This is a genomic window from Parabacteroides sp. KHUB-01 (assembly GCF_056640935.1).
The window spans coordinates 114,279-139,493 of record NZ_CM153256.1; the positions used below are offsets into that span (position 1 = coordinate 114,279).

A 25,215-nucleotide genomic window follows, 5' to 3' on the forward strand; every position below is an offset into this window, starting at 1 on the left:
CATATAGCCTATGAATATGACCTTAAAACCGGCATTCGGACTTAGCGGCAGTGCCCTGAAAGTCATTGCCATGATTTCCATGGTGATAGACCACGTTGCTCTCTATCTGATAGAGCACGGTACCGTATTATACGAAACGATGCGCTGTGTAGGGCGCATCGCTTTTCCTGTATTTGCCTTCCTGATTGCGGAAGGGTTTATTCATACAAGAAGCAGGTACAGGTATTTCTTTACTCTGCTGGGCTTTGCCGTAATCAGTGAAATACCATGGTATCTGCTTAATGGAGCTGACGGGACACATAATGTGATGTTTACACTGGCCTTAGGAGTGGCCACGCTCATGGTTCTTGAAAATCTTCTGCAACGTAGTATGGTGCTGGGATTTCTTTGGACACTTGGCATGGCCGGACTCGCTTTATGGCTTGGAGTGGATTATGAGTGGAGAGGTATTATTGTAATCGGTATCTTTTACCTTTATAATATTCTGCTGAATATAGATAAAAACTATCGCTATTCAAGCCTTATATTTTGTTATTTCATAATGAGCTATTATGGTATAATTGGTACAATCTTTGCCATTTATATAATATATCTATATAATACCTTTAGAGGATTTATAAATATGAGTACTTTAAAGTATATATTCTATTTATTTTATCCACTCCATCTTTATATTCTATTATTCTTTACCTAATATCTTTACATTAATATTCCCATCATAAAATAAGTCTATTTCATGTTCTGCAAATTTTTCTGGAATTTCTGGCATATCTTTAGATTTTGAAGTTATAATTCTACGCTCATAAATACGATGATATAATTTTACGTTATATATATTTAAAATAGCATCTACTATATCTTTTCTTAAGTAGAAGAAATGATCTGATCCATTTATAAAATATTCCGAAACTTTCTCATTATTATAATAGTATGTCATAGTTTTTAGGTCAAATGTAAGTCCAATTCTTCTTACTATTATCGGGTTCAAACAGAAAAAATTATTATAACTAAAACGATTTGTATTCCAACTAGAAAAATCATATTCAGCCATTATTGAAGGAAGAGAATCGTTATCAAAATCATCATACTCTTCCGTAAATTCTAGTAATCTCCAACCTAATTCTCCAGCAAATGCATGGTCATGGTCTATTACATCATGTATATAGAACTTAGAAACATCTTCTATTCCCAAATCTGATGGAACTAACTGGCTAGTTCCTGACATATATAGATTTGCATAGCGATTTTCTATATTTTGATTGCAGTATCCCTTTAACAATATCCAGTCACCTTCATTTCTTGGTAGTTTTTTTATAAAATAATTTCTCATATCCTCAATACTACTTGCTTTTATCCACTCAGGTAAATCTGATAAATTACGGGGCATATAACTTTTAGTTATTAGTGACCTTAAAGGTTTAAAACAAGGATAAGAAGGATCAATATCAATAATGGATGAACGAAATGTTCCTTTATATTCATTCTCAATATATAAATTTAACATCATCCAGCCATATAGCTCCATTAAAGCATGACGCCCATACTTATAAGCATAGTTACACTTTTGATTTCTTCTATATTTAGAATTCTCGTTTTCTTTTGTTTGTAGTTCAGTATAGAATTCTTCATCATACCCTAATTCAAGTATTCTTGTTAATAGCATTCCAAATACTTCTTCCTCTGTAAAATTAGGATCATGCTTATATGAATAAGCATATAAAGGTCTGATATTAAATTTTTCATAATCATAATCATAAATCTGATAAAAAGAGAAATTTTCTATATCAGATTGCCTCCAAAATTCATCTCTATTTTTGTAAAGTATATTTCTATCATAACTCTGACCATATAAATCCTCCCCATAACTATACAAAGTTTCTAAATCGTCCAACAATACAATATGATTAGAATTATAATTAGCTAGATAATCCTCTAAAATAGAAATACAATTATTTATAGTCGATGTTTCCTTTGCTCTCAATCCAATACCTGTTACTATAGATATAATTGATTCAAATATAAAAGGATCTTTTATTGAAAGTAATTTCTGACAAAATATTAAATTACTATTATCTTGTTCAACCCAATAAAATAATTGAGAATGATATTTCTTTCGGTATTCCATATCTGTAATACCACATAAAAGAGTTGCAAGAGTTATAATATCTTCTATCTCAAAATGCTTAGTCCAATACCTATCTGATAATAAATCTTTTTCATGCTCTAAAACACTATAATTTGAAAATTGGAAATTCCAAAACAAATCAAACTCCTTAGACGTAAGATTAAGAAAGAAAGGTACGAACAGAGAAATATATTTTAGATTTGACTGATTATACACTCTTTTGAATAAACTGTTACATATTTTCTCTTTTATAGAAGAAGTGAGATTATTCTTTTCTATTAAAGTTATAAGAGCTTTTCGTCCCGATTCAGAAGCGATAATAATATCCAAATGGTCCATAGAAGATATTATAACATTCTCATTAGGCATAAGTTCATACCATTCTTTGTGAAATTTCAAAGGCACTAAATAGAATAAACTTTTGGATATATCTTCTGCTAATGTATGTCTGTTGATTCCATATAAATAGTCTTTATTACGTTCTATAAAGTTACAAAAGTCCTTTGCATCATTGTATTTATCCAATATTGATTTTGCAATATGATAGCCAGCAACCATATCATATGAAAACTGTATTTGTTCTTCATTTCCAACTCTATCTAGCAAAAAACACATACCTTCATCCAGGAATTTCTCAGTATCCTCTTCAAAAACAGATGCAAAATCAGTATAGAAATTTAAACAACGATTATTCCTTTTCCAAATTAGCTGAGAAATTTTATTGAGATTACTTTCAATTTTAAATCTTTTAAATCTATCACTTCTACCGTTGTGTGTGGCAATCATATTCAATAATTGTTCACTATAATCTTTCATACATGAAGCTAAAGAATAGTCATTTAATTCAAAGTCACATCTCCCACGATTAGTTATACAAAAAACTTTAAGAAGTAGAGGATTATTAAAAACACCACTACTGATAATATTTGTTGGATGTATATTGTATTTTTTAAAGTATCTTTCCGTCGCTTTGTCTAAATCTTTTTCTTCTATTCCATTTAGATGAACAAAATTATTAACTTCAGTGTATTTTTTACGTCCATATATTACTTCTATATACTCATCTTTCTCTCGACATGTGGTAATAAATAGAAGATTTTTTCTTTCTGTTATTTTTCTCCTTAAAGGTGGCAGTTCATCTTTCCAACGTTGTTCATTTGGTGCACTTTCATTTAATCCATCAATAATAATAGGAAACTTACAATGAAAGATTTCTCCCATAAAGTTCATGGAATCAAATATGTCATCAATCAAAGTTCCTTGTGGCAAGTTTAAAATCTCTAAAAGTTTACTCTCACAACTACTACAATTCCTAAATTGAGAACCAGTAAGAAATAATATAGGAAGCCCTCTATTTAACATGTTATTCGCAAGAGAACAAGCAAAATGAGTTTTCCCATAACCAGCTTCTGCAAATATAGAAAAATCCTTTTGGCATAACAGTTTGATTAGAGACCATAAACAATCATCTTTATCATCTGAACTTCCTGTCAATTTGTTTTCTAAAAAGTGTATACGATCTACTAACTCATGTAAAGAATAGTCAATATTATTTCTTTTATTCTTTTTCAACATTAAACCTATTTCTTTATTGAGCAAATCTACACGTTCTCTCCTCTTTACGACATACTCATTAATAAGGATAAATATTTCTTTTATATATTCAGGAGAATCTTTTAATATTGATAAGAATGAATATAATTGTTCTATTATATTATATCTAATATGTATATCATTAATATAGCTTTCCTTAAACGTATCTGATATATATTCATATCCCCAAAGAGTTTCATCAAGAACTGTTTTTTTCTTATCGTCAATTAAGTGATTGTACAATGAAGTTATTCTATTACTTAAATTCTGCTGAGCTATATCTTCGTCAACAATGGATAATAATGACTTCTCAAATTCAGTTGGAGTATGAAGGTCAACGTCAAACTTAGTTTCCAAACATGACAATGTATCCTTTGATATTCGATCAAATAATTCTTTTCCAATAAATTTCACACCAAAATAGTACTGAAAAATACCATTATACCTGACTGGATTATCTATATAAAAATGTTCAAAGATGTCTTTATGCCATGATTCAAATAAACAATCATTCTTAATAACTTGAAGTTTTTCAATAAGGGTATCCCATTGTTTTTGCACAAAACAACCGGGACTACAAACAATCCATAATTTAGTCTTAGCACGATAATCAATAGTTTTTTCAAAACCTTTTACTAATTCACTTATATGGTTTGCATCTAAAGGTGAGTTTTCCTTATCTTTAACTGCTTTCCAATATTTAGCCTGCCACCCTATAACATCACCTATTGAAAAGTTTATTCCAGCATATTCTATGGGCTTATTTAATTCTATGTAAAATTCCGATCCAGGCGTATTGTAAAAATAACTAACAGTCCCACATTCGCCAAATTTGTGAATCGCAATGTGGAAACAAAATTTTTCAAATGACTTATCTTCATCATCTGGAAGTTGAGCCAATTTATCCCAATCTATTCTAACCGACATAGCAAGTTGTTATTTCTGGATAATATGAACAGCATCCACGGCATTGTTTATGCGAAGGACAATCTGCTCTTCTACATTTATTTTTGTTTTTTATACGGTAGACTTTTAATTTATCCAACCATATATCATAAAAATCATATTCTCGTAAATTAAACGAATCATGAGAATTATTACTAAATGAACAAGGTGAAACATTTAAATTGTGATCAATATATACGGAAAAAAATCCGCCTTCACATGTATCTATCAAATCTGGAGAAATATCTGTATGATATAATAGCATAGGAACAAAACATGCATCGAAACCTATTTTAGGTCTAATAATATTTTTTTGCCCTATTTTTTTTAAGAATTCATTCAAATTATAATCATCCTTTAAAATATTATCAATATTTGCTCTCCCAGCAGGTTTATATGTAAGAAAGATAATAGCATTAATGCCTTTAAAATATTTATTTTTCTCTCCACTAACAATACTTATGGCTTCTTTAATATTCTGAGATGAAAGTACATAATGTATATTGACTCTTATATTTTCCTTAATAAGTAAGGATACTTTATCAAAAAAAATATCATCAATTGAAGTTATTGATAATGCAACCGCCCCTATTTTATTTTTAAGTTCTTTACATAATTCAGAGGTTAAATTTAAACCATTTGTTGTAAAATTGGGAACAATGCCATGTTCTAAAGTCTTGTCAATAATAGATAAAAAATCAGGATGTTCTAAAGGTTCTCCACCGCCTATAGCGACTTGAAAAACATTTCCATATTTATGGTGATTCATAGAATCTAAAATATAGCAATAATCTTCAATACTCATAAATTCCTGATTAGGTTTACTATTCTTATAACAAAATGAGCATCCTTTTGTACAGTGATTTGATATAGAGATATCTGCTAATTCTGGAACTGGTGCAAAAATAGGATTATCATTTATTGTCTTACCCCAACGTAATGTTATTCCTGTTTTTGCATCTCCAACAAAATTATAGTTTCCAATGTGTCTTCTTAACATTAATACTGTTCTACTTGTGTTACGCCAAATCCATTTATTAATTCACTAAGTTTGTTTCTATAAATGAGTTCACCTCTTATATAGTTAAACAATTCCTCTTTATTCATTTTTAGAGGATCTGTATTATCTCCATTTTCTTCTAGCATTTGTTTTGTCATACACGTACCATCATCATCGGCAAACTCAATTAAGTAAGAATAGATTTCATGATTATGAAGATAATTAACAGTTCCGTTTTCTAATAAAAAGTCTCTAAGAGCTTCAGCCAGCCTAACTGTATCTTTCATTGTGTCTATTTTATCCCAATGTTTCAAGAAACAATTTACAATATCAACGTCCATAGTTAATATATAACTTACTGAACTGCTGTTGGTAACAAAATCACTACGAATTTTCATTTTTAATATTTTTCTTTTATGTTGATTGAAAATATTGCTTATAAATCTTATACATTTCCAATGTTTATTATCAAATATATTTCAACTCTCAAAGTTAATATTTAATTATCATAATCACAATTCATAAATTTAGTATTATAAGAAAATGATTCTAATTTATAAATATCTAGGCGGTAATATCAATAATCTATTATAATATATGCTACTTAGTACATTAAACCTCTAGCATCATTAAAACTTTAATGATAGTTTTGATATAGTTTGAATTCTCTGAATAACCAATCTCATCAAGCCAAAGCAGATAGTTACCACCTTTGTATTTATATTGTACTTTAGTGTAATAGGCCCGTACACTTTCCGTCCAATGATTGAATTCATAGTATTTTCCTGTACGTGGATTGGTAAGCCCAAAAAGATTGTGTTTGTTCCGGCATACTGATGAACGGAACCATCCGGTCTCCAGTATAGCCTGGGCCAATACGATTTTGGGATATAGGATTCCGTTTCTTATGATTTCTTTATAAAGATTTGGTATGGTAAGTTCAGAAAGATGATTTTCTAATATAGTAATATCATCTGTTTTCTTTTGCAGTTCTGTTTTTAGGGATGCTTTCCTGTCACTATTCCGGCTGTTATCATCCAATTTCTTCTGATTGTCTGGCCCGACAGTCAGGGTATCCTTTACCATTATCTTATTCTTTTTCTCTTCTGTAACATCCTTTCCTGCACGGTTGTAGGCCTCTTTTTGTCTTTCTGTTGGCAAAATTTCCGAATCTCTGGTTATCGTATAGAACTGTGCCGATACGCTTACCGGCAGTAGCATCAGAAGCAGTGAAATCAGAATAGTGTTGTGCATTTCTTTTTCAGGAGATTGCCGTGAATACATTTGTGGCATTCAGGCGGTTAGAACCGCAAATATAACAGCTTAATTACAGTAATATGGAAATGCACAACAGAAATCAGTCCGATTTGTTGCCATACGAAAAACTGGCAATACTGGGTATCGACCGTGAGAAAGCGGACAGCTTGCCCATGGAAGTGAAGGAGAAGCTGATGGCAGGTGAAGTGACTCCCATCATGCAGGTATCCATCAACGCAAGGAACGGCAGCATCATCACCATGCCGATGAAGCTACAGATGACTACAGACAATAACGGTGCTCCGGCTCTGATTGCCTATCCGGTACGTGCAGAACTGGACCGGGAACGCAACAAGGTTCTCAATCTCACTCAGCAGGAGGCTGAACGTCTGGCCAGAGGTGAGGTAATACAGAAGGCGGTCAACGTAAACGATGAAAAGACTCAGCAGTATCTGCAGCTTGATCCGGAGACGAAATCCGTCATTCACAGGCGTGTCACTGACATAAAGCTGGAGCAGCGTCTGAAGGACATGGAGAAGGTGAACGACATTGAACTGGGTATGCAGCAGAAGCAGCAGGTACGGGAGGGAAAACCTGTTGAACTGAATGTGGGCGGCGAGAAGGTTTCAGTCGGTATTGACCTGAAGGAGCAGCAGGGATTCAGGCTTATCAAGGGAGACATGAAGGAATGGGAAAGACAGCAGAAACTCCGATATGACGAGATTCATCCTGAATATCTCGGCCTTGTCATGACTGACAAGAACCGTTGGGAATATCAGAAGGTGGTAGACAAACAGGCCGTGGAGCGTGCTATTTCCCTCTCTCCATCCCGAAAGGAAACAAAAGCAAACAGCCTTAAACTCTAAAACTGATACCTATGGCCAAAAAGACAGATTCAGATAATGATACCGGTATCATCCGGCAGTTCAACGAACTGAAAAAGAAGCATCCGGATGCCATGCTGCTGTTCAGACGGAACAGTTTCTATGAACTCTATAAGCAGGATGCCGTAAAGGCTGCTACAGTGCTTGCCATCGAGATTGCAGACAGGATTCTGCCTGATTACAAGAGACCGGTAAAGGTTGCATCATTCCCACAATCAGCACTGGACATTTATCTGCCCAGACTGATACGTTCCGGAATAAGGGTGGCAATCTGTGATGCATTGGACAGTCCTTTGAAGAAGAAGGCCGGACAGGACAAGACTGAGAATAATGACAGAACCATTCAAAACAGTACAGATATGGGAAAGAAGAAAAAGGAACAGGGTGCGCAGGAAGCTCCTGACAGAACAGTGGAGAACACTGTTGATGTAAAACCTGCAAGGGAAAAGAAGTCGAAGGCCAAAGTTGAAACCAAAGCTGAGACCAGGACGGATAATGAGGCAAAGGCCGAGAAGAAGGACGAACAGAAAACGGAGAAAGCCCAGGAACGAAAGCCCCGTGAGCCGCAGATGGTGACAGCCAACGGTGAAAAGGTAACTCATGGCCATGCCTACCAGAGTACCACCAATCCTGCCGAATGGTACTTTACCGCAAAGATTGACGGACAGCAGCTCAAGCCGCAGAAGATGGATGCAGCAGACCTTGCTGCCTATCAGAACAAGGAAATGACGGTACCGCAACTCATGGAACGCTACTATCCGACAAAGCTGATGCCAAAGGTATCTGAGGAAGCCTTCCGTATGCCAATGGAGATTGCAGGACCGGACGGTTCCATAACCGTAAACAAGTTCAATGTCTATAAGGAGAAGGACGAGCAGCGTCCTGACTTTGGGAAATACAAGTTCTATGTTCAGGTTGGGGATACCAACATGTCTGCCGTGGCTTCACGCCAGGACTTGAATGCCTACTTCGACAGGGTGGCTACTCCGAACCAGCTTATTGAGAAGAACTTCGGTGAGCGTTTGCATCTGAAATCCGCATACGAGAAGTATCAGCTTCCTGAAGGTGTTGACCCCAAGGGTGTACGTGTGGCCAAGGACAGGAACGACAACAAATGGAAGGTATCGGTTGACCTCGGAGAGAAGGGACAGACTTCCCGGCATGAAATCTCCTTTGATGACGGTTATTCGCTCTTCAAGACAAAGACGGCCACAAGGGAACAGATTGCAGCCAAATATCTGAATACGGAGATAACCGGTATGCTTGCTGCCAACACCGCAAAGGTGGAGAAATCGGCTTCGATGAAAATGTAACATAATCAGAAAACTAAAATACAAGTTATATGTCAGCTAAAATGAATCATGAGGAGCTTGTGGAGCTTCTGCAGGAGGGCAAGATAGGTTTCCTCCGCTTTGTTATGGACAGTGAGAATGCAGATGATTATCTGGAATGGTGCCGTTCACACGGTACGGACCCTTCGGATGAATCGGCTGAGTTTTATGTGGAACAGACGGACATCAGGCAGATGGACCGTCAGGTAATGGATGACGACAGCTATGGCATCTGGAACTGATTCTCAGGGAAACAGCGGACAGGCGGCCATAGACCGCTTCGCTGCAATGATGATTGAGCGTATGCAGCAGATGAAGGATACCGGATGGAAACAGGGATGGATTGGCGGCGCATCGGGGTATGCCGGACTGCCGCAGAATGTGGGTGGCCGCAACTATTCAGGTTCAAATTCCTTCTTCCTTCAGATGCATACCGCAGCCATGAACTACCAGCTTCCGGTATATCTGACCTTCAAACAGGCGCATAACCTGAAGGCTCATGTCCTGAAGGGTGAAAAGGCCTTCCCGGTAGTATACTGGGATATGATGATAAAGGACAGTCACGGCAAGAGGATAAGCACGGAGGAATACCGTGCAATGAGCAAGGAAGAGAAAAAGGATATGGATGTCATTCCTTTCATCAAGTCATTCCCGGTGTACAATGTGGCGCAGACCAATCTGGCAGAAGTGCAGCCGGAGAGGATGCAGAAACTCATGGACAGGTTCAAGGTTCCGGAACTTCGGGATACGGAAGGTATGTACACCCATGCCGCACTCGACCGTATGGTGGAAACGCAGCAGTGGCTTTGTCCGATACGTACCGACAAGCGTGAGAACGGTGCCTATTATTCTCCCTCGAAGGATATTGTGGTGCTGCCTATGAAAGCACAGTTCAATATCGGTGGTTCTCCGGAAGAAACCTACCGTGGTGGAATGGAGTATTATTCTACCATGCTGCATGAAATGACTCACTCCACCATGACACCGGAGCGTCTGAACAGGGAGATGGGCGGCAGGTTCGGTGACCCGAAATATGCCAAGGAGGAGCTGGTGGCGGAACTTACGGCTGCCATGATCAGTCATTCCATGGGATTTGATTCCAGGATAACGGATAACTCGGCTGCCTATCTGGACTCGTGGATTGGTGTTCTGAAACAGGAACCCAAGTTTATCGTATCAGTCATGGCTGACGTGAACAAGGCTTCGGACCTGATTCTTGACCATGTGGACAAACAGCGTCTGGCTCTCGGCGAACAGCCTTATCTGGCAAAGAATGACCCACTGGCTCCTGTCAGTGCGGACGAGGAGATGCCTTTCAAAAATGCGGCCATTGTCAAGACCCGTTCCGGAGACTATGCCATCCGTGCGTCATATGATGGTGTGGAGCTGGGGCTGAAGAAGGTTTCAAAGGAAACGGCCAGGACATTCTTCCAGCTTACGGACTGGAAGGACAAGGAGGCTTTCCTGAACATGACGGCACGGAAGACATACGAACCGGAGATTACCATGATGGGCAGGAACCGGAATGCCGGTACAGGACTTGGTATATGAAATTCTGTATAACATCTTAAATCGGAAAGCATGAGTGACTACAAGGTTAATTTCAGGGAAATGAAATCCCGTGTAGGGATTGATGACATTGCATATGCCCTGGGATACCGTCTGGACAGGAAGGCCGGTGTCGGACGTTACATCGAGCTGGTGCTCGGTGAAGGCGGTAACAGGAGGGATACGCTGATTGTCAGCCATCCCAACGACAAGGCAGCACAGACGTTCTTCCGGCGTGACGGTTCCAAGGGCGATGTGGTGACACTCATCCGTGAGAATCTTTCATCCTTTACGGTATCCGGAAAGGATGAGTGGCAGAAGATAGCCAAGGTCATGGCACGTTTTGCCAACATGCCTGAACCTGAATACAGGGAGGACAGGGAGTATGTAAAATCGGCAGGAAAATCATCCGGAGTGTTTGATGCTTCCAGATATGAGGTAAAGCCGGTTGACACCGGAAAAATACCGGGACTGTTTTTCCGGCGCGGACTGTCCAAAGCGACCGTAACGGCTCTTTTGCCTTTTATTTCCCTTATAAGGGACAGGAACAACGGGAAGTTTGAAGGCTACAATATCGGATTTCCATATACTGACGGAAAGGGAAATGAAGTCAGGGGGTATGAAATCAGAGGACATGGCGGTTACAAGTCGAAGGCTGCCGGTACGGATTCGTCATCTTCGGCATGGGTGGCTGTTCCTTCTGGTATCAGTCCGGACAATGTAAGAAGCGTGTTTTTCTGTGAATCTGCATTTGATGCTATGGCCTTCTACCAGATGAACCGGATACAGATTGGGGACAGTGCGGCTCTGGTTTCACTGGGCGGCACATTCTCTGACAGGCAGATAACCGGAGTCATGGAACGCTTTCCCAATGCACGTGCCTTCGACTGTTTTGACAACGACCTGGCCGGGAGGATATACGGACTGCGCATGATGGCTCTGCAGGAAGATATTCAGATGAAGATAAGCAGAACTGACGGCGGCATACGGATTGAAGCGAAGGGAAAGGTATTCGAGCCTGACATGGAGCGTCCCCTACTGACCCAGGTTGCCAGGCTGCTGAACATCCGGTACCGTATGGGACAGTGGCTTCCTCCGAAGGCTTTCAAGGACTGGAACGACTGTCTGCTGAACAGGCCGATGGAGCCGGTGATTTCACCTCACAAGGAGGAACGTGAACAGAATCTGAGCGAACAAAGGAATAAAGGACGTAAAATCTGAATGATATGGACAGAATCAAGTTAAGAATAACGGTAGTGATTGCCCTTGCAGTTTTTCTGCTGAAAGGTACGGACACTTTTGCACAACAGACAGACCCGACGCTGACGGGTGCTGTTTTTGCACAGACATCCACACTGAAGAATATCTATGACAAACGCCAGAAGGCTCATGAGAAAATCATTGCTGCCGAGACTGCCGTAACGGTTGCTCTCGACAGGGTACACAGTGTGGAGGAGAAGATGCTGGAATATCTTTCCAATGCACAGGGTGCCATGCAGAATCTCTATCAGATAAAGCGTGTCGGGGAGCTGGTGGCCACGGAGATACCTCAGAACTGCAGCCTGCTGCTCAAATCGGTAGGAAGCAATCTGAAGGGGACGGCCATTGCTGCAATCGTTTCGGACGAGCTGGCTGATGCCGCAACCCAGATGGCTGCGCTTTATCCGTTCATGAGGCAGCTGGTGACTTCCGGAAGCTATGATACTGGCGGTTCTGACGGAGGCAAGGAGAAGCACAAGGTAAACCTGCTCAGTTCTTCCGAGCGGTACTACATAGCAAACGAGGTACTGACCAGACTGGAGGCTGTTAATACCGACCTCTTTATCCTGGCATGGCAGGTACGCACACTCTCATGGAACGACCTCTGGTTCTCTCTTGACTCGGAAGGATGGGCAAACGTGATGTCCGGCAAGAACATCATAGGAGGAATCGTTGCGGACTGGAACTGGGGGTTCTCATTCAATTAATTCAAACATTGTAATTTATCAGGAATATGGATTCAGAAAAGAAGATTATAGGACGCTGTCCGTTCTGCGGCGGTAACGTGGTGAAGACCTGCAAGGGGTATCGCTGCGAAAACAACACAGGTGAGCATCCTTCTTGTGTACTCAACATCAATGCCATCATCGGCAACCGGAAAATGAATGACGGGGAGATTGCCGAGTTTCTGGAGAAACGCCGAATCCTTCTGGACGGATTCTCCACCAAGGAAGGCAAGACTTTCCCGACAGTGCTGGAACTTGCTGATGACGGTGCTGTCAATATGCAGTCTGTTATCGGCAGGTGTCCGCACTGCGGCGGTGAGGTACGTGTGGGAACAAGGGCTTTCAACTGTTCCAACTACAGCAATCAGGAAGCACCGTGTTCATTCGCCATCTGGAGGAATATAGGAGGCCATCAGCTGACACTGGAAGAGGCGAAGGAACTTTGTGAGAAAAACATTACTTCATCCGAACTGGAGATGTACCGGGAGGACGGTTCTATTTACCGCAAACGCCTCGGTCTTGCTCCGGACAAACTTCAAATCGTAAAGATATGAAACAGGGAAAGAAACTACTGATACTGCCTGCAGTGGCAGTTCTGTTCGGAATGGGAACCAGCTGTTCCGACAACAGCGAAAATAAGGCACAGGATATGGCCGAAAAGGCACTGATGGCTTCGGTAGACAACCCGGAATCTGTAAAGATTGTCGGTATCAGCAAACCGGATTCTGTCTTTGGACGTGAGTATGTCACCATGAAGGAGAAGATGGCTCTTTCTGTGGCCATGATGAAAATCAGCCGCAGGTTTATGGAGGATACGGATTTTGATAATCCGGATTCAGAATGTCACGGAATGTCCGGACATATGAAACATCAGATGGATGCCATGACGGCACTCCGCTCTCTGATGGTTACGGGGGAACTGAAGCCTGCTGGTGATGAAGCCAGGCAGGAACGCAAGCCGTTCAGCGGCTGGAAGGTAAAGATAGAGTATGAAGCTACTGATTCTGACGGGCAACCGTACCGCTCTGAATACTGGTTTATTATGGACAAGGAAGCGCAATGTGTAATCAGGTCATTTGAAATTCCACTGTTATGAAGCTGAAAAGATTTTTATTACCGATTCTGACATGGAGTGGGCTAATGCTCACTTCCTGTCATTGTGAGCATGAAGAAGATGACGGTCTTTTATCTTCCCTTCAAGTCGGCAATGTGGTTTGTTCGGACGGAAATATATTGTCCATGGACAAATTCAAGCAATCTGACAAAGAAGCTGTTGCCATAGTTTTCCATGTAAACCGTAGTGCTGAAACTGACAATCTTGGTTATGCTGTTTACATTCATGATATGGAACCGTTGGCTTTTGCCGACAGTCTTGGTATTGATCAGGGTACTTCTGCATCATTGACTGATGAGGACGGAAATGAGAATACCTATTCTTTGTTCAATAATGATGAAGTCCAATCACCAATGGCTATCAAGTCTTTTGATTTGTGGAGTTATGGACAATCAGCCTATATTCCTTCTGTCCGGCAGCTCTCTTATCTGTTCGCTGTCCGGCATCAGATTAATGAATGTATAACTGAAGTCGGTGGAACTCCGATTAATCTGAATCCGGGTGAATGCTGGTTATGGTCTTCTACTGAAGTGGAAGGGCAAAAGGAGAATAAGGCCTGGCTTTACTCTATGCAGTCAGGAACTATTCAGGAGACACCGAAAGATCAACCTCATAAATCCAGGCCGATAATTTCTATATATACAACCAAATAAATAAAAGTCTAAATATAGTCATCTGTGAAGTTTCAGATACTATATTTAGACTTTCTTCTTAACAGACATTTATCAGTCACAATCAGGTTCAGCAGCCAACAAATGCTCACTCTCATAATCCTCATAAGGTTTTACCCTTCTGTCACTCAAAAAAATATGATTAAGCGTATACTCCAGTGATTTTAAAGTCTGTTCACGAAGTGCTGGTTTCAGTTGACATTCCCATACTGTTATGCAGTGCCATCCCATGGAAGCCAGCTCTTTTTGCTCTTTTATGTCACGCTCCTTATTTTTCTGGATTTTATTCTTCCAAAACTCAGAGTTTGTTTTGGGTAATACAAAATATTTGCATCCGTCATGGCCATGCCAAAAACAGCCGTTTACAAATATTACAGTTCTGTATTTCCGCAATACAAGATCAGGATGCCCCGGCAGACGAGGATGATTAAGCCGATAGCGAAAGCCTCGGCTGAACAAGAACTTACGGACCAGTAACTCCGGCTTGGTATTCTTACTACGAACTGCGGACATATTTTTATGTCGTTGTTCTCTAGTCAATCGGTCTGCCATAAATGATTATTTCAGTTTAATTATTTCCTTTAATTCTTCCACACTATAAGGTGGATTCCTCCTGTGAGTCATAGAATGACAATTGGAACAAAGTGGTACTAGATCTCGCTCAATATCTAAGTTATACCCTTCGCCCATTTTAGAAACAGGTGTTGTATGATGTACTTCTATAAATCCTTTTCCTATATCCCCATATACATCTTGAAAATTCATACCGCAGACAGCACAAGTATATCCTTTTTTATAAAGACATAGTTTTCGATTAATAGGGTTACGTTCGTATCTAATAGATTTAATTTCTTGAATGGTACCTTCAGTCTGAACAGCTTTTTGTAAGAACTCTTCCTCACTTATATCAGTTATAGTGAGAAGAGAGAATATTAATTCAAAGCTGTATCTTACCAATTCAACAAGAATAGACTCACATTCATTAACATTATCCGGTATAGGTATTTTAGTCATTTTAAAATCAAATGTTCTCCACGTAATTGGCCATTTATTTTCCAATAAATCAGATTTATTTACTGAATAACAAGATTTTAATCCTTTATCCACAAGCATCTGTTTATACGAAAAGAAAGTAGATTGCTTTTCTTCTGGTGCATGAGCCATTTCATTGAGAATATACCCACCGTGTTTTTGTGGGTATATTTCAATAACTAGCCTGATTTTATTGTGTATATAAACTTCTACACTGAAATACATCTGGTCTTCATTATAAGGAGAACACACATAATGTACCTCTCCATCTTTAAAGACAGGTTGTATTTCAAATGGCATTGAAAAGTAGTTCTCTAAATCTTGTTTTAGTTTAAGACACAGCTCTTCCATATTATTCTTCTATTGGGAGTTCAGGATCAGGTAAATCTGCTACAAGCCTCTTTAAAATTCTAGATACTGTATATCTCATATCTTCGTAGTTCTCGATTGATGACTGTGATACTGTCGTATTTTCAGCCTCTGCAAGTGCCCATAACAGATCATCAAGACCTTCAACAACTAAATTTTGAGCTAAATAAGGTCCATATATTTTTTTATAGAATGGATGGCTTTCATTGATATTAACAGCATGTTTTCCATCAGCAAGTGCTGGCTCCCATAATGCATTACCCTCAATGGTTTTAACTGGTATAACACGATTCTCCTGAGGATTTACATTATGAAGAATTGATATAGCTTTGGTAAACTTACCATTGCTATTAACTATTTCAGCACTTTCATCATCAATAGGAGTAATAGTTGAACCTTCTAGTTCGGGAGCTTTACTGTCAATATTTTGATTGGATGAGATGTGCGCACCTCTACCAGTATTATGAACATTTTTATTCTCCGTATCTCTGTATCTTTTTTCAGCTTCACGTCTGGGTGCTCCTAAAAATTTCATTATAAAGCTTGCCAATTCCCCTATTAGAAGAATACGGGACTTTTTAATATCGATACTAAGTAGTTCATCAAGTGTATAATCGAATGAAAAATCAACTCTCAGTAATGAATAGTGTGGTTCTTTCTTCAAAAGGCTGAACCAATCTCCACTGTGTATCAAACGATTTTCTCTATAAACATAAATTCCTTGAAAATCATTACTACCACGGGCAGATTTCTCAGCCTCTATGCTGGAATATTCTCCTTTTTTGGGAATAATATAAGCTGCAATATGGAATTTAAGCTGTGTACCATCTGGCATATCAACCGGTACATCTTCTTCCTGTAAGAGTTCTGTATTTTTCTCTTTAGTACAAAATGGATCCCATGGAGAAACTGATTGTGTATTTACTGTTATCTCAACATTTTGTGCACGGCTATCGTTTTTATCTAGATAGCGTTGAAATACCATAGACAGATGAAATCGAAGTTCTTCTAAGATTTTATTCAACCCATTTTGTGCATTCTTAAAATTCTTATAATTTTTCATCAGACGGTCTATCTTCTCCCAAACAAGAAGAGTACCAGAACTTCCTTCTGCTACCATATTCAACATATCCTCTTCATCTGAATCAATAACAGGAAATTGTAATAACCAAGAACCGTTATTTGCTATATAATCTAAATCCCACTGAACCTTCCTCAATTCTGAATCAGGTGAATTTCTGGAAATCAATGAGAATTGTTTGCAGAATGCTGTTGATGCAGTTTTCAGTCCTAATCCAAATTTACCTAAAGAATTTTTCTCTATTCGTTCTTTTGAACCGTATTTCATTGCATTCTTCAAACCGTCCAAATCCATTCCACAACCATTATCCGCAAAATAGACTTTAACTTGCATGTTTGGATCCATGTTTACTTCTATATTGATTTTTGTTGCATTTGCCGCAATTGAATTATCAACGATATCGGCAACTGCTGTATTAAAATTGTAACCAGTATCCCTTAATCCGTTTACAATTCTCTCAGGATCAGGAAGTAACTCAAAATCCTCTTCCGTTTTTTGTTGAACTGTCGTAATCATATATATGTTTTTTAATTATTTTTTATTGAAGGTACTAATTCTAAAGCTCTAAGAATGTCTGCCTTATCTTGGCTCTTACCATCATTCCCTATAATTGCGTATGAAGCAATATCACGTTTCCTTTCAATCCTTTCATTTACAACCTCTTCTACTGTATCAGTGTAATATAATCTATAAACAAATACAGTCTTCTCTTGACCTCGTCTGTATGCACGTGCTGAGGACTGGTCTTCAAGAGAGGGATTCCACTCCAGATTATAGTGTATTACGTGATTCGCTCCTGTTATATTAAGTCCTGTTCCAGCTGCCCTCGGGTTAAGGACCAGCATTGCCGGTTCATCTAAATGATTGAATTTATCAACTATACACTGCCTGTCTTCTATTGGTGTCTCTCCATTTATAGACCATATTTTAATTCCAAACCTGACAGGTATATCCTCTTCAAATATTTCGAACATACGTTTATATGAAGTAAAAACAATTACTTTTTCTTTCCGACTTATAATTTCTTCAACAATTTCACAAAATCTTTGATACTTAACCGACACTACAGATGGATCATCTTTACAAGAACTATCCTTTACTGCATACGGGTGTGTACAATATATGCGTAGTTGTTGTAACATTCCAAGAGAAGGATTTTCTGTATCCATTCCATCCTTCAATGCTTCCAGATAATTACAATATTGTTGACACTCTATCTCCGACATTCGAAGAGGCTGTGTAGATACTATCTTCTCAGGCAAGTCTTTAGCTACATCTGAAACAAGTCTACGTACCATTAGTGCAGAGAGTATTGGCTCAATTTTCTTACCACCTTCAATGTCATCAGTAATGTTTTTCTTGAATGTATTAAGTGTGCCAAGCAAACCAGGCTGAATAAAGTCTACCAATGACCATATATCCGTTATATGATTTTCAAAAGGGGTTCCAGAAAACGCAAGGCTTCTTACTCTATTCAACTGCTTACAGGCTCTAGTTCTGGAACTGTCAGGGTTCTTTATACTTTGAGCTTCATCCAAAACAACCATTTTCCACTTAATCATATTAAGCATATGAATATCACTTATTACAGTAGTATAGGAAGTTATGATCACATCAAATTCAGAAAAATCCCGAAAATTGCTTATCCTGTAAGGCCCATAATGAACTATAACATTAAGTGACGGTGCAAACTTCTTACATTCCCTTTGCCAGTTAGTAAGAAGTGATATTGGTGCAACAACGATTATTGGGGTCATAAACTGACTTTTCAAATATAACATTTCAGTTATTACCTGCATAGTTTTCCCCAATCCCATTTCATCTCCAAGGATACATCCGTTATTTACTTCTAACATAGTCCTTATCCATGAATATCCAGATTCTTGATAAGGGAATAATGTGGCTTTAAGGTCCTTTGGTATACTTGAATCTGTAACTACTGGCTTATGTAAAACGGATTGCTCTACATGATTCTCAACAACATCTAAGTCACCAAATATACTTTGTTCAATAACGCTTAAATACTGTTTTAAATTAATACGCCCAGAAGATACTATTCCAGACTTTGTAATTATCTCCTGAATTATACTGCTTGTTTCTGTTATATAGAACCATATATTGTCACATATGCACTGATCTATAAGCAATCCATTTACAATATCTACAGTTATCTGTTTACCTTTACGAATAGCATAAACATTGAAATATATATCACCTTCGACACTGCTGGTCAACATGATTTTTGCAGCAGCTCCTATTTTAGAGAAACGAGTAGCCGGTAAATCTACTAAAGGGCTTTCACATTCTATTCCGTCTATTCTATTCATATCAGAGAAAGAATAAATCTCTGAAGCACTTAGATGGTAAATATTGTTACCATCCTTCAGCGCCAAATGGTTATCACATATAATCCAGTTTGCCTTCATAATTAACTCATAGATTGAAACCTTTCCAGACTTGCCGCACTTATAGAGATACCTTTATTGGCTTTATAAATCTCGTTTGATTCACAAAGTTTAGTATCAGTTTGAGGCTCTGTTTTATATGGTTTTACAGTTATAGTTTTCTTTTTCAAGTCAATAGTAAAATTATCTGTATTATCTACCAACAACCTTAAAGAAAGAACACAGGAATAATACCATGCTATTGTTGCCAAATATCCAGCACTTGCATTCACTACATTCATTTGATTAAGAAGCGCAGAGAAATAAAAGTCATTTCTGTCCACAGTTTTATTTCCCGCCCACCAGGAATAATCACTTACAAATTTCCAAAGATATGTTGCAACTTTATGTTTATCATCATGTACATCAGAGTAATCATCATTAAGCATTTCCAATGCTGTAGCCATAAAACTGGATTTATCTTCCATAGTTGGAGCCTCTTTTAATCTGGTCGCATATTCTTTCATTCCTTTATGATTAAGCCCAATACGCTCACAAATCTTAAAGAACAGACTCTGATAGCTTAACATCTCCGAACAAAAATCAACAAAATATGAAGCAATTACAAACCATTGGTTAGCTATATAAATTTGTTGTCCAAAAGTATTATTTACAACTGTAGTATAACTGAAATATTCTACCGTACAGTTTTTTTTATTCAACATGTTACGAAAGGTAACTTTGAATGTATCACTCAGCTTAACCTCCTGCGCTATGAACTCATCAGTAAATCTTTTCTTTGCATCTACAAGAACCTGATGTAAATCTTTCAGAATCTGTTTTGATTCAATGACTTGTTCCGTATCTATCACTTTGTTCATATGCCTATATTTTTAATAATTGTTCGACAATTTCTTTTGATAATCTTTTGATAACAGGTATTGCGACACTATTTCCAAACTGATGATATGCCTCCTTTCTTGGAACAACTATGTGAAATTCCAGATTATCAGAATTATAATTTTGGTTATCTGCATTTTCCGGATATTTCCAGCCATTCCCTATAATTCGATAACCCTGTAAACGACCTGCTTCAGTTGGAGTTAGTTTTCTGGGATTTAATCCTTTATCAGATTGATCAATAAGAATTTCGCTACCATCTTTCCAATATCTTGCAGATATTGTACTGCTATATACGCTATTTTCATTAAAAAGTGAATAGCCAAATCCCTTACCGTTAGCCTTGTTCCTTTTCTTTCTCTCTTGATGACCAATCCATAACCTATCACTAATAGTATAGTAACTATCAATAGAATCTTCTGGCTCGAAAATATCTGAAACTTTGGTCTTTATTACCTTATCTCCAAGATCTTTCGATTTTTCATATATTGTACTACCATCAGGTGCTATTCCATAGGGGAATTTAAAAGTTGTAGCTTTAACAATGTCTTTATACCATGCAACAATAAACAATCTTTCTCTATTTTGAGGTACCCCAAAATATTTTGCATTTAAAACATCATAGTTATATGCATACCCCAATTCATCTAATGTTGCTAAAATCGTTTTAAGTGTTTCGCCTTTCATATGAGTCTTCAATCCTTTTACATTTTCCAGGAACAACACTTTTGGTGGAATACCTGAATCAATTTTTTGCTTAACAATATTAGCTATATTAAAGAACAAAGTTCCACGAGTATCTTCAAACCCACGTCTTAAACCTGCAATAGAAAAGGGTTGACAAGGAAAGCCTCCACAACAGACATCAAATGCAGGAATACTTTCTGGTATTGCTTCTGTTATATCGTTGTTAAAAAACAGATAATTCCCATAACTATCTTTTTGGAAAAGATCTGGTTCTATATCTTTATAGTTAGCTTCATATGAAATTCGTGCATATTTATCCCATTCACTGGCAAACACACATTTTCCTCCAACACTATGCATTGCAGTATGAAAGCCTCCAATACCAGCAAACAAATCTATAAATGTAAATTTATTTTTCTTCATCAACTTTTCTTTTTAACAAACGATTGTAAAGATTCCTTGGAAATCTGCAATACTGATTTATGTAAATGTTCAGGAATATCATCTATTACATCATTATTTTTTTTATCACTATTTACAATATACATGGACTGAGCAATTTCCAGAAATTTATTAAATTGTTTCAACCCCCATTGGTTATAAACAGTATACTGAAGTCCGTCATTTAGTGTTATTAATTCATCTGATTCAAGAAAATATCTTGAAGACAAATCAGCATTGTCTTTCATCCATTCCTGTACAACTGATAATGGACGTATGACACCTCTTTGTTTACTTATTATGCCCGATGGGAACACTCTTTCAAGTTCATTATATGTGATACCAGGATGTTCTTTAACATATTGCTTTACTACAGCAAGAACAAACCTTTTTTTAGGATAAAACTGGCTTCCATTAAAAGAGAAACGTGTTGTATCCTTTGTACTCGCAGAATGATTTTCCATTTCTTTAGAACAAAGCTGTTTTTGCGATACAACAATTTCAAGATTCCGCATTTCTTCTTCAATCAACACCCTGTCATATCCCTGTTGCACGAGAAAATCTGAGAATATGGATTTAAGTATATTCCTGTCCTCTGAAATACGTTTAATATCCAAACGTAATTTAGATAAAACCTCATTTTTTTCATTTAGTGAAGTTATATAGTCATGAACTAAAGACTTTTTGAAATGTTGAAACAAAAGTAAATCTGATATTTGTATTCCTTCGTGATTACTTTCCTCTAATAGGATTTCTTTACTAAGGATTATATCTTGATTATTACGATAGAAAAACTTAATACAACTACCGAAGGATATGGCTGCCTCTGTCAATAATTCATCCATTGCAAAGCTTACATTATCTGTTTCATTATACTGAAATTCTCCACACTGGATAAAAACAGGAATATAATCGGATTGCACATTTTCTCCATAAGTTTTAGACAATACAATATCAACATTAGAGCCATTAGGTAAATTATAATTCTTAATCAAAGAGCCATTAGTCTTCCTCCATCCTAGGACTCTAAAACAGTTTTCTACTGCAGAAACAAATTCAGCTTTGCTGTAATTACTGTCTAATGTATTTCTTAATATCTCAACTATTTCAAACCAATTCTCATTCATATTTAAGCCCATACAATACTTTCTTAATCATCCCGTTTTAATAACCAGAATAATGTTTTAAAGATATTTTTATCTATAAAAATCATACTCTTATTATTATGATTCTTACATTATCATGGGTGATAACCATATAATAGAAAATCTATCGGGGAATCACTATTTAATCATACTTTAGGTATCTTTATATAAACAGAGTCATTGGTGGTAGACACCAATAAATCCTTAACATCGACCTCAAGTACTCTTGCAATCTCAACTAAAGTTTCTATTGATGGTTGTGAAACGTTTGTACACCATTTTGAAACAGTAGCAGGGTCTTTTTGCAAAGCTTCTGCAAGCCATTTGTTAGTTCGTTTTTTCTCCACTAAAACGACCTTAATACGATTTATATCTTTTGCCATAAGTATATAATTGTTTGTGCAAAAATAATATAAAAAGATGTATATATGTAAGATTTATAGCCATATTTTCGAGCTATATCTCCATTTCTATTGCGTTTTATGCAATAGAATAAAGTGGTTGTCAGATTTGAGTGACTCTTGCTGCACTGAATAGCTTTACAGTATTTTAGGCATATGACATTAACAACTTATGTTACCATTAGAAATGGTCTGAAAAACGGAGACAAACAGTCCGCTCCGTTGATACAGGCTAGAGCTTGCACTTCCGAAACGGACAATTTCCTTGAAGACTTACCTTTAAATACAGGCAAGCTGTTCAGACTGTTCGTATTTCATGCGATACAGGAACAACTTGCCTTCTAAAACGGAAACTTACCGGTTGACTTATCTCGTATCTCGATACTAGGCAAGTTTCAGCCGACAGGTTTATACAACCATACAGATAAATCAGGACAGTTGCCAAAGACAGAACCATTAAGGTTGCGCTACTCTTCACTTCAAAGACTCTGACATTGGCAACTGATTATCGATAACATGTCTGAAAACGAAAACAAGCAGGCCGTTCCGATGATGCAGGCTAAAGCTTGCAATGCCGGAACGTCCTATATCCCTGAATACTCGTCTTAAAATACAGGCAAGCTGTTCCGACTGTTCGTATTTCATGCGATGCCGGAACAACTTGCCTTATGCTACGAAAACTTACCGGCTGACTTGCTTCGTATCCCGATACCAGGCAAGTTTCAACCGACAGATTCATACAATCATGCAGATAAATCAGGACTGTTGCCAAAGACAGAGCCTTTAAGGTTGCGCTGCTCTTCACTTCAAAGACTCTGACATTGGCAACCGGTTACCGGTGGTTTGTCTGAAAACGGATACTATGCTCCTCAGAAATCTTTGAATACTGAATATCAGGAAATCATTGGAGCATCATAGCCGGAACCGTTTCTTATGTGCAAAGGTACTGCGGACTGGAGAAACGCCAAGTGACGCTTGCACTTTCAGTCGGAGGACTTGACGGCAGCCTTCCGCAAATTTTCTCATACCTCAAAAATTTGGGTATTCCGTCTGCATTCTCTGACTTCACACTTGTCTTTTTCTCCCTTTGGTCCGCAGTCACAAATGCACATAAAACGGTTTTTCCCGGCCATGAAGCTCAATGAGCTTTACTGGAGGGAAAAGAACTGGAACTTCAAAATTCAAGTGTTATGCGAGCAAGAAGAATGAGTATCAAACAATCTTTTAAATTTTTACTGATATGTGCAGATTGATGACGACACAACTGGCGGAAGCTCTGGAGGGTTATCCGCTCTACTCCCAAGACGGCAAGGGAAAAGAGGCTGTTTGCCGTGCGGTTTTTGCCCTTGGTTCTGTAAGGTGGTTTATCCTTGAAGGAAACAGGGAGGATGACGATGTGATTCTATTCGGTATCGTAGTCGGACTCATGGAGGATGAATACGGGTATATTTCCCTCAATGAGCTTTCGGATGTGGAGCTTGACCTGAGTGCTCAGGGGTTTGGCAAGCTTCAGGTAAGACAGCAGCAGAACTTTCAACCGGTTCCGCTGAAACAGATTCAGGACAGCAGGCTTCAGGAATTTCTTGCAAAGTTTGAATAGGCTGTATGAAAACAGAAGTGGCCGGTCCTATCCGTCACGGACAAGACCGGCTGCTTATTATAGCAGGTAAATGAAAACAAAACTATAATTGTATGGTAAATGGAAAATTGTCGTAATATTTTTAATATCTCTGCCCGGCATGGGTGGAGCGTTTCTATGGAAAACATGGATGGAATCCGGTTTCTCAATTTCAAACGGAAGACTTCGAGCGGTGTGCCGTTCTGTTTTACCATTGAAGCCGGTAACGGTACAGCCGGCTGCATAGCTAAAGAAATATTCTCTTTCGTCAGTGCCGCTGTTCCTGAACAATGTGCAAAGGAATGGATGATTCAGTCAGGAGCAATGGAGCCGTCGGAGTTCCTTCAGGCCGTGGCTGACATGGATGATGTCAAGCTAAGGGCAAGGCTGCTGGCTCTTGAACTTGCTGCTATGAATGCCAAATATAATGTCCTGGATACCATTCCATGGGACAGACTGAACTAACGGTGTTTCTTACGCTTGCGGCCACGTTTGGGCAGGCCGGTTTCCTTGTAGGCTATCAGGTCAGTTCCTCTGAACACCCTTTTTGCCTTATCAGGTATCTTCAGGAAAGCCAGCGGCTTTTCCAGGTAGCGGATATAGGAATAGATGGTGCAGCGATGGACACCCAGATAGCGTGCTGCCTCCTTCACTGAATATGTCTTTTCGGGAACGACTTTCATTATTTCTCATGCTGATTATTC

Annotated in this window: 26 protein-coding genes; 13 read left to right on the forward strand and 13 right to left on the reverse strand. The window is 38.2% G+C overall.

The window, feature by feature from the left end; translation table 11 throughout:
• Positions 1-10: 10 nt before the first annotated feature.
• The gene (locus ACYIAR_RS00510; RefSeq protein ID WP_480331413.1) at positions 11-694 is read left to right on the forward strand and encodes a TraX family protein; all 684 of its coding nucleotides are present in this window, start codon (positions 11-13) and stop codon (positions 692-694) included.
• Here the strand turns inward: ACYIAR_RS00510 and ACYIAR_RS00515 are convergent.
• The 4 genes from ACYIAR_RS00515 to ACYIAR_RS00530 all read right to left on the reverse strand — a co-directional run bounded on the left by ACYIAR_RS00515 (position 680) and on the right by ACYIAR_RS00530 (position 6,917).
• Complete coding sequence (locus tag ACYIAR_RS00515; protein WP_480331415.1) at positions 680-4,645, reverse strand: hypothetical protein; 3,966 nt, start codon at positions 4,643-4,645, stop codon at positions 680-682. The two genes, ACYIAR_RS00510 and ACYIAR_RS00515, sit on opposite strands and share 15 nt — an antisense overlap.
• Positions 4,635-5,663, reverse strand: coding sequence for a radical SAM protein (locus ACYIAR_RS00520; protein ID WP_242385301.1), 1,029 nt, complete (start codon positions 5,661-5,663; stop codon positions 4,635-4,637). Before ACYIAR_RS00520 ends, ACYIAR_RS00515 begins: the two co-directional genes overlap by 11 nt.
• Positions 5,663-6,061, reverse strand: a complete 399-nt coding sequence (locus ACYIAR_RS00525) for a hypothetical protein (RefSeq protein WP_057252616.1) — start codon at positions 6,059-6,061, stop codon at positions 5,663-5,665. Before ACYIAR_RS00525 ends, ACYIAR_RS00520 begins: the two co-directional genes overlap by 1 nt.
• A gap of 214 nt (positions 6,062-6,275) precedes the next feature.
• A complete protein-coding gene (locus tag ACYIAR_RS00530; protein WP_480331418.1) occupies positions 6,276-6,917 on the reverse strand; it encodes a glucosaminidase domain-containing protein in 642 nt (213 codons plus the stop codon).
• A gap of 83 nt (positions 6,918-7,000) precedes the next feature.
• Between ACYIAR_RS00530 and ACYIAR_RS00535 the strand changes: the two genes are divergently transcribed.
• From ACYIAR_RS00535 to ACYIAR_RS00575, 9 genes are read left to right on the forward strand one after another with little or no spacing between them, the layout of a single operon-like run.
• Positions 7,001-7,786 carry a DUF4099 domain-containing protein gene (locus ACYIAR_RS00535; protein WP_480331420.1) on the forward strand — a complete coding sequence of 262 codons (786 nt, stop codon included), beginning with the start codon at positions 7,001-7,003 and terminating at the stop codon, positions 7,784-7,786.
• 11 nt (positions 7,787-7,797) lie between these two features.
• Positions 7,798-9,117, forward strand: a complete 1,320-nt coding sequence (locus ACYIAR_RS00540) for a MutS N-terminal domain-containing protein (protein WP_480331422.1) — start codon at positions 7,798-7,800, stop codon at positions 9,115-9,117.
• Positions 9,118-9,146: 29 nt separating this feature from the next.
• Positions 9,147-9,377 (forward strand): hypothetical protein, encoded by a 231-nt coding sequence (locus ACYIAR_RS00545; RefSeq protein WP_005649252.1) that lies wholly within the window; start codon positions 9,147-9,149, stop codon positions 9,375-9,377.
• Positions 9,361-10,686 carry an ArdC family protein gene (locus ACYIAR_RS00550; RefSeq protein ID WP_134978517.1) on the forward strand — a complete coding sequence of 442 codons (1,326 nt, stop codon included), beginning with the start codon at positions 9,361-9,363 and terminating at the stop codon, positions 10,684-10,686. Before ACYIAR_RS00545 ends, ACYIAR_RS00550 begins: the two co-directional genes overlap by 17 nt.
• Before the next feature lie 30 nt (positions 10,687-10,716).
• Positions 10,717-11,904: a toprim domain-containing protein gene (locus ACYIAR_RS00555; RefSeq protein WP_134978511.1), complete on the forward strand. Its 1,188-nt coding sequence runs from the start codon at positions 10,717-10,719 to the stop codon at positions 11,902-11,904.
• Between the two features lie 5 nt (positions 11,905-11,909).
• Complete coding sequence (locus tag ACYIAR_RS00560; RefSeq protein ID WP_480331426.1) at positions 11,910-12,650, forward strand: hypothetical protein; 741 nt, start codon at positions 11,910-11,912, stop codon at positions 12,648-12,650.
• Between the two features lie 26 nt (positions 12,651-12,676).
• Positions 12,677-13,222: a topoisomerase C-terminal repeat-containing protein gene (locus ACYIAR_RS00565; RefSeq protein ID WP_134978513.1), complete on the forward strand. Its 546-nt coding sequence runs from the start codon at positions 12,677-12,679 to the stop codon at positions 13,220-13,222.
• Entirely contained in the window at positions 13,219-13,764 is a 546-nt protein-coding gene (locus ACYIAR_RS00570) for a hypothetical protein (protein ID WP_480331428.1), read from the forward strand. The genes ACYIAR_RS00565 and ACYIAR_RS00570 overlap by 4 nt, the downstream gene beginning before the upstream one ends.
• Positions 13,761-14,435, forward strand: coding sequence for a hypothetical protein (locus tag ACYIAR_RS00575; RefSeq protein ID WP_480331430.1), 675 nt, complete (start codon positions 13,761-13,763; stop codon positions 14,433-14,435). Before ACYIAR_RS00570 ends, ACYIAR_RS00575 begins: the two co-directional genes overlap by 4 nt.
• A gap of 72 nt (positions 14,436-14,507) precedes the next feature.
• On the opposite strand, the gene ACYIAR_RS00580 is transcribed toward ACYIAR_RS00575, so the two are convergent.
• The 8 genes from ACYIAR_RS00580 to ACYIAR_RS00615 form a co-directional block, all read right to left on the reverse strand.
• The gene (locus ACYIAR_RS00580; protein WP_005837609.1) at positions 14,508-15,005 is read right to left on the reverse strand and encodes a very short patch repair endonuclease; all 498 of its coding nucleotides are present in this window, start codon (positions 15,003-15,005) and stop codon (positions 14,508-14,510) included.
• Between the two features lie 6 nt (positions 15,006-15,011).
• Positions 15,012-15,836: an HNH endonuclease gene (locus tag ACYIAR_RS00585; protein ID WP_005837607.1), complete on the reverse strand. Its 825-nt coding sequence runs from the start codon at positions 15,834-15,836 to the stop codon at positions 15,012-15,014.
• A 1-nt stretch (position 15,837) separates the two neighbouring features.
• Positions 15,838-17,451, reverse strand: coding sequence for an ATP-binding protein (locus ACYIAR_RS00590; RefSeq protein WP_005837606.1), 1,614 nt, complete (start codon positions 17,449-17,451; stop codon positions 15,838-15,840).
• A gap of 11 nt (positions 17,452-17,462) precedes the next feature.
• On the reverse strand, positions 17,463-19,262 hold the full coding sequence (locus tag ACYIAR_RS00595; RefSeq protein ID WP_480331433.1) for a DEAD/DEAH box helicase: 1,800 nt from the start codon (positions 19,260-19,262) through the stop codon (positions 17,463-17,465).
• A 101-nt stretch (positions 19,263-19,363) separates the two neighbouring features.
• Complete coding sequence (locus ACYIAR_RS00600; protein WP_005837604.1) at positions 19,364-20,200, reverse strand: hypothetical protein; 837 nt, start codon at positions 20,198-20,200, stop codon at positions 19,364-19,366.
• A 4-nt stretch (positions 20,201-20,204) separates the two neighbouring features.
• Positions 20,205-21,329, reverse strand: coding sequence for a DNA (cytosine-5-)-methyltransferase (gene dcm, locus ACYIAR_RS00605; RefSeq protein ID WP_005837603.1), 1,125 nt, complete (start codon positions 21,327-21,329; stop codon positions 20,205-20,207).
• Positions 21,329-22,474: a hypothetical protein gene (locus ACYIAR_RS00610; protein ID WP_271703142.1), complete on the reverse strand. Its 1,146-nt coding sequence runs from the start codon at positions 22,472-22,474 to the stop codon at positions 21,329-21,331. Before ACYIAR_RS00610 ends, dcm begins: the two co-directional genes overlap by 1 nt.
• Positions 22,475-22,638: 164 nt before the next feature.
• Positions 22,639-22,875 (reverse strand): helix-turn-helix transcriptional regulator, encoded by a 237-nt coding sequence (locus ACYIAR_RS00615; protein ID WP_005836494.1) that lies wholly within the window; start codon positions 22,873-22,875, stop codon positions 22,639-22,641.
• A gap of 174 nt (positions 22,876-23,049) precedes the next feature.
• Between ACYIAR_RS00615 and ACYIAR_RS00620 the strand changes: the two genes are divergently transcribed.
• From ACYIAR_RS00620 to ACYIAR_RS00630, 3 genes are all read left to right on the forward strand, one after another.
• On the forward strand, positions 23,050-23,238 hold the full coding sequence (locus ACYIAR_RS00620; RefSeq protein ID WP_034523158.1) for a hypothetical protein: 189 nt from the start codon (positions 23,050-23,052) through the stop codon (positions 23,236-23,238).
• An 895-nt stretch (positions 23,239-24,133) separates the two neighbouring features.
• Complete coding sequence (locus tag ACYIAR_RS00625; protein WP_480331437.1) at positions 24,134-24,493, forward strand: hypothetical protein; 360 nt, start codon at positions 24,134-24,136, stop codon at positions 24,491-24,493.
• Positions 24,494-24,592: 99 nt separating this feature from the next.
• The gene (locus ACYIAR_RS00630; protein ID WP_480331439.1) at positions 24,593-24,976 is read left to right on the forward strand and encodes a hypothetical protein; all 384 of its coding nucleotides are present in this window, start codon (positions 24,593-24,595) and stop codon (positions 24,974-24,976) included.
• On the opposite strand, the gene ACYIAR_RS00635 is transcribed toward ACYIAR_RS00630, so the two are convergent.
• Complete coding sequence (locus ACYIAR_RS00635; protein ID WP_480331441.1) at positions 24,973-25,194, reverse strand: helix-turn-helix domain-containing protein; 222 nt, start codon at positions 25,192-25,194, stop codon at positions 24,973-24,975. The two genes, ACYIAR_RS00630 and ACYIAR_RS00635, sit on opposite strands and share 4 nt — an antisense overlap.
• Positions 25,195-25,215: the final 21 nt, after the last annotated feature.